The sequence below is a fragment of the Chitinophagales bacterium genome (assembly GCA_040877935.1).
Lineage (GTDB): Bacteria > Bacteroidota > Bacteroidia > Chitinophagales > CAIOSU01 > JBBDNB01.
Map to the genome: position 1 here is coordinate 87,845 of JBBDNB010000043.1, position 14,003 is coordinate 101,847.

At 39.7% G+C, this 14,003-nt stretch carries 9 protein-coding genes; 6 read left to right on the plus strand and 3 right to left on the minus strand.

Annotation, left to right across the window (positions count from 1 at the left end):
- Positions 1-103: 103 nt before the first annotated feature.
- The 5 genes from WD048_11330 (at position 104) to WD048_11350 (ending at position 7,961) form a co-directional block, all read left to right on the plus strand.
- Positions 104-3,034 (plus strand): TonB-dependent receptor, encoded by a 2,931-nt coding sequence (locus WD048_11330; protein MEX0812797.1) that lies wholly within the window; start codon positions 104-106, stop codon positions 3,032-3,034.
- A gap of 51 nt (positions 3,035-3,085) precedes the next feature.
- The gene (locus WD048_11335; protein MEX0812798.1) at positions 3,086-4,726 is read left to right on the plus strand and encodes a T9SS type A sorting domain-containing protein; all 1,641 of its coding nucleotides are present in this window, start codon (positions 3,086-3,088) and stop codon (positions 4,724-4,726) included.
- A gap of 122 nt (positions 4,727-4,848) precedes the next feature.
- Complete coding sequence (locus WD048_11340; protein ID MEX0812799.1) at positions 4,849-6,543, plus strand: acyl-CoA dehydrogenase family protein; 1,695 nt, start codon at positions 4,849-4,851, stop codon at positions 6,541-6,543.
- Positions 6,544-6,622: 79 nt separating this feature from the next.
- Positions 6,623-6,970, plus strand: a complete 348-nt coding sequence (locus tag WD048_11345; protein ID MEX0812800.1) for an ArsC/Spx/MgsR family protein — start codon at positions 6,623-6,625, stop codon at positions 6,968-6,970.
- Complete coding sequence (locus tag WD048_11350; protein ID MEX0812801.1) at positions 6,957-7,961, plus strand: alpha/beta fold hydrolase; 1,005 nt, start codon at positions 6,957-6,959, stop codon at positions 7,959-7,961. Before WD048_11345 ends, WD048_11350 begins: the two co-directional genes overlap by 14 nt.
- A gap of 22 nt (positions 7,962-7,983) precedes the next feature.
- On the opposite strand, the gene WD048_11355 is transcribed toward WD048_11350, so the two are convergent.
- The 3 genes from WD048_11355 to WD048_11365 form a co-directional block, all read right to left on the minus strand.
- Positions 7,984-8,382, minus strand: coding sequence for a hypothetical protein (locus WD048_11355; GenBank protein ID MEX0812802.1), 399 nt, complete (start codon positions 8,380-8,382; stop codon positions 7,984-7,986).
- Positions 8,339-9,775: a GMC family oxidoreductase gene (locus WD048_11360; protein MEX0812803.1), complete on the minus strand. Its 1,437-nt coding sequence runs from the start codon at positions 9,773-9,775 to the stop codon at positions 8,339-8,341. Before WD048_11360 ends, WD048_11355 begins: the two co-directional genes overlap by 44 nt.
- A 530-nt stretch (positions 9,776-10,305) precedes the next feature.
- On the minus strand, positions 10,306-11,880 hold the full coding sequence (locus WD048_11365) for an aldehyde dehydrogenase family protein (protein ID MEX0812804.1): 1,575 nt from the start codon (positions 11,878-11,880) through the stop codon (positions 10,306-10,308).
- Positions 11,881-12,075: 195 nt separating this feature from the next.
- Here WD048_11365 and WD048_11370 point away from each other — a divergent pair, with 195 nt between their 5' ends.
- Positions 12,076-13,692: a glycosyltransferase family 39 protein gene (locus tag WD048_11370; GenBank protein MEX0812805.1), complete on the plus strand. Its 1,617-nt coding sequence runs from the start codon at positions 12,076-12,078 to the stop codon at positions 13,690-13,692.
- The last annotated feature ends 311 nt before the right edge of the window (positions 13,693-14,003 follow it).

Consider the following 14,003-nt stretch of genomic DNA (forward strand, 5'->3'; position numbering starts at 1 on the left):
GTTTGTTTTAACGACAAACTCCGTTTTTTTTTGCCAAAATATTAGATGCCTTAGATTAAATCTTTATTTTCGACTTTTGTCAGAAATGAAAAGCACTTAAGGTATGTTGGGGGAAAAATGGAAAATAATTGGGGTGGGGCTCTTGCTGTATTTATTTGTAATACAGGCTTCATTTGCACAAACAATTATTAAGGGACAAGTAAAAGATCAAACTACAAACGAGGCTATGTTTGGTGCTTCTGTAATAGTTGAGGGCACAACTACAGGTACACAAACAGATTTTGACGGCAAGTTTGAGCTTGAAATTAAAAAAGACCTACCCCTTACTATAAAAATCTCATTCCTTGGATACGATGACTACACCCACCAGTTAACTGAAGAAAATAAAGATCAGGAGATTAAGGTCAAACTCAAAGAATCCAGTGTAAGTATGGATGTGGTTGAAGTAAAATCTACGCGACTTACACAAAAGGAAAAAGAATCGCCCCTAACAGTAGAAACAATGGGGATTACTGCAATTAAGGAAAATACAGCAGCCGATTTCTATGAAGGCCTTGGACAATTGAAAGGTGTTGACCTCACTTCAGCCAGTATTGGGTTTAAAGTGATCAATACGCGTGGTTTCAACAGCACATCCCCGGTACGTTCATTACAGTTGATCGATGGTGTTGACAATCAATCTCCCGGATTGAACTTTTCGCTGGGAAATTTTCTTGGGACTTCAGAACTGGATATACAAAAAGTCGACCTGATTCAGGGTGCTTCTTCAGCATTTTACGGCCCCAATGCTTTCAATGGGGTGATTGATATGCGCACACGCGATCCATTTATTCACCAAGGACTTTCTGCCCAGGTGAAATATGGAGAGCGAAATCTTTTTCAAGGGGCTATGCGCTATGCCAAAGTTTTTCAAAATAAAGAAGGCGAAGACAAATTTGCCTTTAAGTTGAATTTTTCCTACCTGCGTGCAGATGACTGGGAGGCTACCAATTATGACCCTGCAACAGATTCTGAAGTAGGGCGTGACAATTTGGGAGGTTACGATGCTGTGAACATATATGGCGATGAAGACCTGGCCGGAGGCAACGATTTCAGACAAAACACAAGGTCTTATCCCGGGCTGGGCATCTATTATCGCGATGGATATAGAGAAGAAGATATACTTGATTATGAAACAAAAAACACAAAAGCTTCAATGGGTTTGTTTTACAAAATAAAATCAGACCTGGTTTTGAATTACAATCTCAGTTATGGCGGGGGAACTACTGTTTACCAGGGAGAAAACCGATTTTCCCTGAAAAACATACACTTTTATCAGAACAAGCTTGAATTGAGCAAAAAAGACAAATGGTTTGTACGTGCTTATTCTACCAATGAACGGGCCGGTGACACTTACGATGGTGTAGTGACAGCTTTTATTATGCAGGATGCGGCAAGGAGTAACACTAACTGGAACAGGGCTTACAGCTCTTATTGGAACCGTTCAATAGTGCCCAGGTTTAATAATAGTGAAGGCTTTCCTCAATTGCCCGGAGTGGGTGGAGATATGAATGCCTATAATGATTCGGTAAATATGTATGTTGAAAATAACCGTGCATTATTTGAAGATTACCATACTGAAACCCGCGATGTGACTAATAATTCGGTACGTGGGGAGCAAATGTCCTATGCACAGCCCGGAACTGAACAATTTGACTCACTTTTTAATGTAGTTACCAGTAATTATTTATCAGAGGGAGGTTCACGTTTTTATGACCGTTCTGCCCTTTATCATTTGCATGGGGAATATACCTTTGAGCCAAAATGGACAGACAATATAAAAGTAGGTGCCAACGGAAGATTGTTTGCGCCAAACTCTCGCGGAACTATATTTCAGGATACCATTCAATATGCCTATGATACGACTTTCGATGCTTCAAATAATATGGTCATTGATACCAGTTCGGAATACAACAGAATCACCAATTTTGAATTTGGGGTTTATGCAGGGATTGATAAGTCTTTTCTTCATGATCAGTTAAAAGCAAGTTTCACTATTCGTGTAGATAAAAACCAAAACTTTAATTTTCTTGTATCGCCCGCTTTATCGCTTGTTTATAATTTAGATGAAAATAATACTTTCAGGTTGTCATTTTCTTCAGCAATAAGGAATCCCACATTATCTGATCAATACCTGAATTTTAATGTGGGCAGGGCCGTTTTGTTGGGCAATTTAAATGGATTCGACTCACTGATTACGGTTGAATCTTTTCAAAACTATATAAATGTAGATACAATAGGTTTTGAAAGCTTGGAATTTTTCAATGTTGATCCTATTCGTCCCGAGCAGGTTAGAACTATAGAACTGGGCTATCGAGGGCAATTATTCGGACTTTTGTACATAGACGCTTCGTATTACCACAGTTGGTATAAAGATTTCATTGGCTTTAAATTAGGTATTGATACTGAGTTTGACAATTTAGGGGTTCCAAATGTAATCCAGGCTTACCGTGTATCGGCCAATTCAGATGACATTGTCACCACACAGGGCTTTTCTATAGCGGCCAATTATTATGTTGGTAAATACTTCAACCTTACGGGAAACTATTCTTGGAATCGACTTGATTTACAAGGATCAGATGATGAGATTATACCGGCATTCAATACCCCAGAACACAAATTCAACTTGGGTTTTTCAGGGCGTAATATTATTTGGAATTTTAAAAATCGTAGTTTCAGAAATTTTGGATTTGCCGTAAATTACAAATGGATACAGGGCTTTTTGTTTGAAGGCTCTCCACAGTTTACCGGGCAAATTCCCACATATGATATGCTGGACATTCAGATCAACAAGACAATTCCTAAAATCTACACTACTGTAAAAATTGGTGTTTCCAACCTTATGGGCATTACTCCACTGGTAGAACGCGACAATGGCGACATAGGAAACCGGTTCAGTGAAGCCTGGAACAACAATAATTTCCAGGTATATGGTGGGCCAAGAGTTGGGCGCCTTGCTTATATTTCACTGCTTTTCGAGATTGATAAATTTTAACCTTATTCTTCAAAATATTCCTTATTTTTAGCTTAATCAAACCAAAATATCATGAAAAAATATCACAACCTATTATTGTTAGTTTTATTTCTTTGCTTTAGCCTGAAGGGTTTTTCACAGCGTTACACTTCAGAAATATTCAGCTATTTGAATATTGAAGTTGAAAGCGATGTGCTTTACGGACAAAATTATGAACGTGTAAGTCTCATATCTCCCAATGTTGAAATGAAGGAATTAAGAATGGATATTTATCAACCCAAACAGTCTGTTGATACTGTTTCTGAACGGCCTTTAATGATTTACCTGCACACAGGTAATTTTTTGAATCCACCTCAAAATGGTGCTCCAACGGGGCTAAAGACTGACCTTACAGCAGTGGAGATATGCAGACAGTTTGCGCGAAGGGGGTATGTAGCGGCATCTATTTATTACAGACTTAACTGGAATCCTGCTACTACTAATGCAGATACAAGGAAAACCACACTCTTGCAAGCTGTGTTCAGAGCCATAATTGATGCCAAAACAGCAGTTCGTTATTTTAGAAAATCCCATGCAGAAAACAACAATCCATACAATATTGACCCCAATAAAATCATGCTTTTTGGAGAAGGTTCAGGTGGTTATGTAGCATTGGCTCACGCTACACTTGACAAGCAAAGCGAAATTGAATTGACTAAATTTTTGGATGCAGGGGGAGATCCAGTACTTGAAACATCAGTCATAGGTGGTTTTGATGGATTTGGCGGCAGTGAGAACTATGACAATCATGTTGGGTATTCCGCAGATGTACAACTGATAGTCAATATTGGAGGTTCGCTTGCTGATACATCATGGATGGAACCTGGCGATCCACCAATGGTAGCATTTCAATGTGTGCGTGACCCTTTTGCTCCTTATCTTGACGGTACAGTAGTGGTGCCTACTACCAATGAGAATGTAGTAGATGTACAGGGAGCAGGTGTGTTTATGAAAAAAGCTGTGGCTGTTGGAAACAATGCGGTTTTTGACACTGCCAACCTGAATGATCCGATTACTCAAATTGCAAGATCAAGGTATGATCAAACGGTAGATCACTGGGGAAATGCACCTGATTTTGAAATATCTGTAGCAGGCGATGAAGGCCTGATGCCTTTTTTATTGCCTTTAGCTCCATCGGGCGCACAATTTGATAACCAAAGCAGCCCTTGGCAGTTTTGGGATCCAAACTCTGATTTGGCCAATAAACCCTCTACTGAACCAGGTTTGACAACCCATGAATCTGCTTTACAAAGCAACCCCGATATGTCACGTGAAAAAGCTTTGCGCTATATTGATACTATTCAGTGGTATTTACAGCCCCGCGCTGTATTGGCTTTAGATTTGGATACTACAACTACTTATAAAGATTCGCTGGCCGGAATTCCAGACCCAACTACTGTTGTAGGATTAAAAGATATTCCTTTAAAAGAAGTGAATATGCGTCTGTACCCTAATCCAGCTTCAGAAACTGTAGTACTTCAGTTGAATGACAATGAATTGAAAATGGAATCTTTTGAAATCTATAATTTGAATGGCCAAATCGTAGCACAGGACAGAATTATTGATCCCAATAACGTGAAAATCAATCGCAATGGTTTGAGTAAAGGCATATACTTCATTAATGTGCGCTATGATGATAAGCGTTCATCGGTACACAAGGTGATTTTTGAATAAACCGGATTAAGAATTTAAAATGCAATTGAAAGACACTCGCTTGCGGGTGTCTTTTTTTGTTGGAATTGTCGCAACTTTGAGGAATTCTCCTTAAATTAAAGAAACATTAAAAATCAATAGCAGTGAAAGATATAAAAGAGAAAACATCAATAAAAAACAAAGTAGTAAGCAAATACAAAGCCAGTGAAAATTTCTTTAACAGTGATCTGGTTTTGAGGGAATATCTGAATAGAAAAGTAAGTAAGGCTGGTCTTGAATATATGCAGGACAAGCTTCAAGCCATTGGAAAACAAGCGGCAACTGAAATGGATGCCCTTTCGCTTGAGGCCGACAAGAAAAGCCCCGAGCTGGTAAAAAGGGATTTTTTTGGAGAAAATATTGAAGAGGTAAAATTTCATCCTGCTTATAATCGCTTGCTGCAAATGGCCATTGACTCAGAAATGTTTACCGTAAAATGGAAGCCCGAACTCAAAAAGAAATTTCAAAAAGAATTGCACAGCCTGGGTTTTGCTTCGGGCTATTTGTATTCATTGAGTGAACTGGGTCAGTATTGTCCCTTGTGCATGACCGATGGTGTTGCCCGTCTGATTGATTTGTATTGTGATGAAGAAGATAAACAGCGATTGCTACCGCATATTGCTACCAAAAATCTTGAGGAATTATATACCGGAGCAATGTTCCTTACGGAAAAATCCGGAGGTTCGGATGTAGGGCGAAATATTGTAAAGGCCGAAAAAGTTCAGGGAAAAACCTATCACCTGAGTGGTGAAAAATGGTTTTGCAGTAATGTGAATGCAGAGCTGATTTTTGCACTGGCCCGAACTGATGAAAATGTAGAGGGGACACGTGGGCTTTCCATCTTTTTGGTAGAAAAACATTTGCCCAATGGTGAAAGAAACAATTTACCGATCGTGCGATTGAAAGATAAATTGGGTGTACGTTCTATGGCAAGTGCAGAATGTGTGCTCGACAAAACTGTGGGGACCCTGGTAGGTGAGGAGTTCAAAGGCTTTAAGATCATGACTGATATGATCAATTTGTCGCGACTATACAATTCTGTTGCGGCTTTATCTGGGGCCAGAAGGGCATTGGTAGAAGCTTATAATTTTACATTATTTCGCCAGAGTTTTGGAAAAACAGCTGTAGAACACACCCTTATCAGGGATAAATTTTTTGAACTCGGAAGTTTGAATGTTGCCAATTTTTACCTCACATGGCGTGCCATTGAAGCACTGGACAATGCAGACAATGGCAATGAAAATGAAAAACACCTTTCCCGTTTGCTCACCCCTATGGTCAAAAAATGGTCGGCTGAAAAAGCGGTGTACATCACTCGCGAAAGCATGGAGCTGATGGGTGGTATCGGTTATATTGAAGATGGCGTGTTGCCCAAGATTATGCGTGATGTGATGGTGCTGCCAATTTGGGAAGGTGCCGGAAATATCATGGTGCTGGACATGTTACGTGCCTGCTTTAAATCAGATGGATTGAAAGTGATGATGGCGGAAATAAAAACTGCACTGGGCAAAAATTCAGAATATGATGATTTGTTATTGAGTGGTTTGGGCAAAAGCGAAAAGGCTGCCAAAGCATTGTTTGAAATGGATCGCGAAAATATGGAACTCAATGCCAAATACCTTTTTGAAGAACTGACTACTTTATATCAGCTCAGTATTATTCTCAACAACACGAATGCAGAAAATGAAAAATGGATGCTTCCTACGGCACAGTACCTTAAAAATCAATTGGAGCACGTTCCCAACTCTGAGGTATATTCTGTGGAAAGTATTAAAGGATTGATAGGCTGGGAAATTTGATCTTCATTTTTCAGCGGTGTATTGCCTTGTTTGTGAATGTTATTTGTGAAATTAGCAGGATAAAAAATAAATTCTGTTGATGAAACGCATCTACTACCTTTCCACCTGCTCTACCTGCAAAAGAATTCTTAAGGATTTGGGAGACAAAACCCAATCATTTGAATTGATTGATATCAAAAGCGATCCGCTGGATGAAAAGCAAGTGGAAGAATTGGCTGCTATAGCAGGATCCTATCAAGCACTGTTTAGCCGTACCGCGAGAAAATACAAAGAACTGGGGCTGAAAGACAAAAAGCTTGATGAGAAAGATTACAAACATTATTTACTGGAACATTACACTTTTTTAAAACGCCCTGTTTTAGTTGAGGGTAATAAAATATTCATAGGTTCCAGGGCTGTTCAAAAATATGCTGATGGAGCCAACTGAATCTAAAAAGGGCAAGGCATTTTATTATTTTTTGTTTGCAACCATGCTCCTGAGCCTGGCTTTGTTTTTTGCAAAGAATAAATATTATAAACCAGTAAAGCCATCTAAGGAAATAGCTTTTCATGATTTTTACGAAAATAAATTAGACAAGAGTAAGACATTAGGAGTAAGGCCTGGTGATGAAGAGAAATTAATTTATTTTGGTGAAAAAACAGACCGGGTTTTGCTGTATATTCACGGATATGGTGCATCGAGGGCTGAAGGTGAATACATTACAGATTCACTGGCAAAGAAATGGCAGGCCAATGCTTATTACCTGCGTCTTCCCGGGCATGGACTGGACAAGGAAGCGCATAATCGTGCTGCTTTTGATGATTATTTAAGGGAAGTGGAAGAAACCCTTTATCGTGTACAAGAATTGGGGGATACTGTAATTGTGCTTGGTACAAGTATGGGAGCTTTGCTTGCCACATATCTTGCTGCACAGTATCCCGATAGAGTTCAGGCACTTATCCTTTTTTCCCCATTTTATGATTATGTAAGCCCGCTTGGTGTTTTGGCGAAAATACCGGGACTTATTCAGCTCTATGCCCTGCTAAATGGCAATGAACGTAATTTTGAAGCTTCTGAAGAACTCCAGAAAAGAATAGACCCGGAATACTACGATCATTGGACAATAGAACAAAAAATAACAGCTGTTCAGTCAATCGAAGATTTGAGGAATTTTGTAGCTAAAAGTAGTACTTATGAAAAAATACAAGCACCTCTTGTTTGCTTTTATTATTATAAAGATGAAGCCAATCAGGATCATGCGGCCAGTGTAAAAGCCATGCTCAATGCATTTGATCAATTTGCTTCAGATTTGAAAATGAAATTCCCGATTGAAGAAGGCAGTCATGTCCTTGCCAGTGAATATGTACGCACGGATAAAGCTGCTATTTTTAGTGGTATTGAGCAGTGGAATAGCAAGTGGATTGGTGCAGCACAATAACTATTATCAAAGTCAATACTTCTCAATCCTCCACCCTTTCAATCTCATAGCCAATAATATCCAGCGGGTTTTTGCCATTATAACCATCGCCCGTTTTGCCGCTGTAGTAGCAGGAAAAAATCAGTCCTTTTACCCCAAAATCCAGTTGGCGGAAAAGGGTGCCGAGTGCCCCTTTGTTTTCCCTGGAAGTTTCCATTTTCTTAACCAACCAGGCCAATACAAAACCCGGCATAAATGACAAAATAATGAGGAGCATATTCAGGTCTTTGATATCATTTTCCGGTGCATAAGCCAGCAAATCATCAATATGCTGAATGGATGCAGTATCCGAAAATTTGGGGAATTCCCCGTTTTCGGGAATAATTATATCGCCTATTCTATTTAGCGCTTTCAGCGCGTTTTTGCTCAGTATCTTTGACATCTTCTTCAGGAATTAATTGTTCGCTTAATTTTTGTGACAGTGCAAATATGCTCAAGGATGGATTGATTCCCGGAGCAGAAGGGTAGATGCTGGAATCTGCAATATAGATATTGCGATGTCCGTGCAATCTGAATTCGGGATCCACTACCGATGTTTTGGGATCCGTTCCCATGCTGCAACCACCCATCAGGTGTAGCCCGAAATAATATGGCGATTGGATAACTCTTTTGGCATTGCTTGCTGAGAGAATATTATTCACCACTTCCAGCCCTCTGTCCCTCCGCCTTTTATCCTGATCGCTCAATGGCTTACTAACCGATAGTTTTCCTTTGTTATCCAGTTTTATTTCTCCAATATTTTCATCCCTGATGGCCACTTCAATACATTGCATATTGCGGTAATTGCGCATAATTTCCTGATGCTCCTTTCCAAGCGAATTGAAAAGCATAGCTACAGAAATGGGCGGGGCAAATACATTCTCCAGTTTAAAACCCTGTTCCCTGAAAACTGGTTCTTTTGATGCCACTGTTTGGAAATAGCCTTTGTGTGCATCAATGGGCTCATCGAAAATACCAAAACTCATAAACTGTGGATGTGAAGAGAATTTTTTGCCCAGGGCAGGCAATTCATCTCCAAACCCTGATTGCAATAGCATTTTTGTTGTGCCAAAAGCTCCACCTGCAAGGATCAGGTTTTTGCCTTCTATCGTTATTTCTTTTTCTTTTTTGTAAAGGGCATGCACCTGTATTGTCCGGTCTTTTTTAATGATTTTTTGAACCTCAGTTTCACTGGAAATTTGCAGTCCTTCTTTTTCAGCTTTCTGGATATAAGTGGCCATGGAACTTTGCTTGGAATCGCGATGGCAGCCACTTAAACAGGCGATACAATCGTTGCCTCGTTCGTGGGCACAATCGCCCTGTCCTTTTCGCAGGTAATTCCATTTATAGCCCAATCTTTCACAACTTTCGCAAAAGAGCTCTGCATTTTTATTGCGCTCTTCCGGTGTAAAAGTGTGCAGATTGAGGAAATCTTCTACTTTGTCGTAATAGGGTTTCATATGTTCGGAATTGAAAAAATCAACTCCTGAGCGATCTTTCCAGTCTTTCCAGGCATTGTCGTCAAATCGGTCGAGCAGACATTGATTCACAATGGATGTGCCGCCCATCACACGTGCACGAAGAAATATCATCTCAGCTTTATCATCAAACTCAATTCCACCGCCCCAATACAATTGAGCTGAGGTATCGGCTTCATTGCGCGGAAAAGTGTCCTTTCTGAAAAACTTGCCCGCTTCCAACAGCAGACAACTTGCCCCGGCCTTGTTCAGGTTGTAGGCCAGGTTACCGCCCGATGGTCCCGAACCAACTATAATGTAATCGTAGTGTTTTGCCATTTTTTTAAAGTGTCTAAAGTGAGCTAAAGTGCCTAAAGTGAGCTAAAATGCCTAAAATTTTTAAGTGCCAAAAATGAACTGAAGTTGAAAGTGATATGGAGAGCAGTTTCATATTTTTGCGTTTAATTTTTTACCAATTGAAGTGAATATTGCCAGCAATTCTTTGGCTTCATTTATTATTAGGCTTAACACTTTATATTCTATCCATTTCATTTCCGTAATTATTTCAAGCCAATAAAGAGTTTCACTTGTCTTACTTTCACAAATTTTGATTTTGCTTTTAAAATCTGCCTTGCTTCATGCCCTGTTTGCCTCTCTGTAATTTGCTCCAATACTCGTGCCTGATTTTGTGAGTTGATATCTGATAACTCTGGCTTCAGGGGAGTTCGGTAATAGAACAGATAATTTGATTATCTCAATAGCAAATCTTTTAGTTCTTTCTTCAAGTTGAGTTGCAAATTCTTTGTTTACCATATTTCAAATTTAACGCACTCTAAACTTTAGCTCACTTTAAGTACTTCAAACTTTAGTCACTTTATTTTTTCCTTATTCCCAATCGTATCCATTTTCAAGCCCTTGATGGCAAATTTGATCCAATTTTTAGTCCTGGGGAAATAGGCATCCATTAAATCTGTTAGTAAGTCGAATTTGTTTTTTGTGAAAGGATACCAATGCGCCTCAATGGTGGAGCCTTGTTTGTCAGTCAAGACGGATTTCACATTAGAGAAAGTGGTCAGTCCCCAATCGCCTTTGTAGCGGCCAAATCCACTGTCTTTGGTGCCGCCAAATGGCAAGGCAGGATTGCCTTCCGTGAGCATATGGCTATTGATGGAAACATTGCCCGTTACGATTTTTCGCGCTACACGATCGGCTCTTTTCAAATCTTTTGACCAAACACTTGCACTCAATCCATAGGGCGAGTCATTGGCCAGACGGATGGCCTCGGCTTCATCCTTGAATTTCATGACGGCCACTACCGGCCCAAAAGTTTCTTCAGATGCTATTTTAAAGCTGTGATCTACATCCACAACAATGGTAGGAGGGAAGTGATGCGAATCGCCTTCCCGTTTTCCTCCGGTCAATATTTTCCCGCCTTTTTCCACGGCATCTTTGATGTGCTCTTCTATAATCTTGATTTGAAATTCAGCTGTTACGGCACCTACATCACAACTATTTGGATCCCGGTAATCTACATCGGGAGAGGAAAGACGCAGTTTTTTGGTTTTATCCACCAGCATTTCCAGCAATTGATCATAAATGCTTTCCTGCACATACAATCGCTCAATGGAAGTACAGGATTGCCCGGCATTGGTAAAGGCGCCCCACATAATGCCGTTTACGGTGCGTTCCAAATCCACATCGTCAAATACAATAGATGGGTCTTTTCCACCCAGTTCCAGGTCAACGGGAGTGAGGTTTTTGGAAGCCAATTCCATGATTTTTTTGCCGGTGCGCACGCTTCCCGTAAAATGGATTTTGTCTGGACGGGCAGCAATGGCCTTGGCTCCGGTTTCTTTTGCTCCGTATATCACTTGGAAAGCATCTTTCATAAATCCGCTTTTTTCAATCATATCTTCCCAAAGTCCTTTGAGCGGAGTGACTTCAGAGGGTTTGAAAACTACTGCATTTCCCGCCAGGAAAGCCAGCAGACCGGGAACAATACCCTGGTAAAATGGGAAATTCCAGGGAGAAATAATAAGGACGGTACCCAATGGTTCAAAAATCACTTTTGATTTTTTGCCCATCAGGAAAATAGGGGTGGAGACTTTTTGGTCTTTCAGCACTTTGGGCGCCACTTTTTTGAAGTGATCAATTACATCACAGACTTCAAAGACTTCGGCTACCAGGGCATCTACCCTTGATTTTCCGGTTTCCTGAATAATGTGGTCCAGGATTTTGTCTTTATTCGCCAGGATATAATCATTGATCTTGAGCATTTCGGCCACCCGCTCTTTTACGCTCATGGCAGCAATTTTGGGATGAATGCTGCGGGCGGTTTCAAATACTTTGTCAATATTTTCCTGCGATTGTTCTCCAATGGTGTAGAGAACTGAATTGTCAATCGGGTTGGTAACTTTTACTTCGGTTAGGGTTTGGCTTTCCATTTTGAGCTATGCTTTGGTTTATTAATGCCATGAATTTACAGAATTAAGTGTAGAAATTGAGAAACGAGCATTTGGAAATCAACAAGTAGAAGATGTGGAATGAAGAATAGTGCTTTTGTTATTTACCCTTCAGCAGAGCAATGGATAATTACATTTAAATTCACATATCTTTGCCCTTGCCATTTTTTAAAAGATATGTTTTCATTTTTTTCGGATAAACCCTATACTCAGAAGTCGATTTGGTACTTGTTGCTAATTGCTTTTGTATTGCTTTTTGGCAACAATTGGGTCAGCTTATGGGATCAAGACGAGAGTGCTTATGCTGGTTTTGCAAAGCATATGCTGGAAAGTGGCAATTGGCTGATGCCCGAATTTATTTGGTCGGAAGTACACAGAAAGCCACCGCTGCACTTTTGGAATATTGCTATTTCCTATAAGATTTTTGGTATAAATGAGTTTGCTGTCCGATTTCCATCTGCCGTATTCATATTGCTAACTATTGCGGCTGTATTTTTTCTTGGCAAAAGATTGTTTGGCGAAAAACAAAGCTTTTACGGAATGGTCGTGCTCAGCAGTTCATTTTTGGTGATGGCACTGGCTAAAATTTCGGTAACCGATGCTACTCTGCTCTTTTTCACGAGCATTTGTGGCTTTGCAATGTTGTATGTTTTGCTGTTCAGGGAGTTCAAATGGGTATTGGTATTTTGGATTTCCTTTGCTCTTGCACTGCTCACAAAAGGACCTCCCGTCATTATCTTCACTGCTGTCCTGTCATTCCTGCTTTTTGTGTTTCATCCCAATCGCAAGCAATTACTTCGGCTGCACCCTTGGTTTTTCTTGCCACTTTCTGCAATGCCGCTTTTTCTCTGGGGATGGATGTGTACCCAAGAAGAAGGGGGGCAGGAGTTTATCTCCTGGATGATAGACTGGTATATTTTAAAGCGTGTAGGCGGCAGTGTTTTTGGGCAAACAGGACCTCCGGGAACCCATCTATTGGGAATGGCGCTATTCTTTTTGCCTTATTTGCTGTTTTTCCCAAAAGCAATTTATAAGGGAGTCATTAATTTATTCGGCAAAGAAAAAGACCAGCATTTTTTGCTGTCGGCATGGTTTATTTCTGCCTGGTTGATTTTTGAATTTTCACCGAGCAAGTTGCCCGCTTATGTTGTGGCAGCGCATGTTCCCCTGGCCTTGATTATTGCCCGATTGGCCATTGACCTAAAGGAAAATCGCCCCGGTAAAGTAGTTCAGGCACTTCATTTTGGCTTAAATTTCATTTTGCTCTTAGCCCTGGCCATTGCTCCTTTTATCCTCGAACTGTCCAATGCTTTGAAAATCATATTTCTACTGGGCAGTTTGGCATTTATTATTGCAAATGTGTTCCTTGTTAATGCCATAAAAAAAGCAGTATTTGTCAAATATCTGCTTTCAATAAATGTGGCTTTTCAATTGGTTTTATGGTGTCTTTTTTTACCCTTTGCCGATGAAGTAAAAAATGCTACGCTTAGGGTTGCGCAATACATAGAGCAATCGGCCGATCAAAGAGCGGAAGTAATTATTGCCAACAAAACAGCCAAACCGCCAAGCCTTCCTTTTTATCTTATGCAGCGATTTGAAAAGGTTTCGGAAGAATACGATTTTGCTGCTTTGGAAGAAATGTACAATAAAGCAGCACCCTGCGCTTTGGTATTGAACCACAGCTTAAAAGATCAGTTTGAGGACAAGTATCCCAATCTAAATTTTAAGGAAATAAAACCCCTGCCTACTGATAAAATCAAGCAGCCCAGTTATTTTATATTGCTGAATCATTAAAGTTTTTTAATAAGTTGTAAGCTTGAAGAATAGGGAGAATTATTCTGTCTTGCACCAGTGGATAAACATCCTTTATACAACAGAACTAAAATGATTATTTTTAGGTAAATAAAAACAATACATTGTTATAATTCAATGATTACACATTACTATATATTATAATTAATAATATTGCAATGAGATTAAAAAAGTATTAAAATGCTGATTTAGAATAAAATAAATGACATACCAACTCTAAGTATAATTAAAAATACGATTTATTTACAGTCCTGTATTGTAAATAATTAAAACTTTAACATTAGCAAATGCTG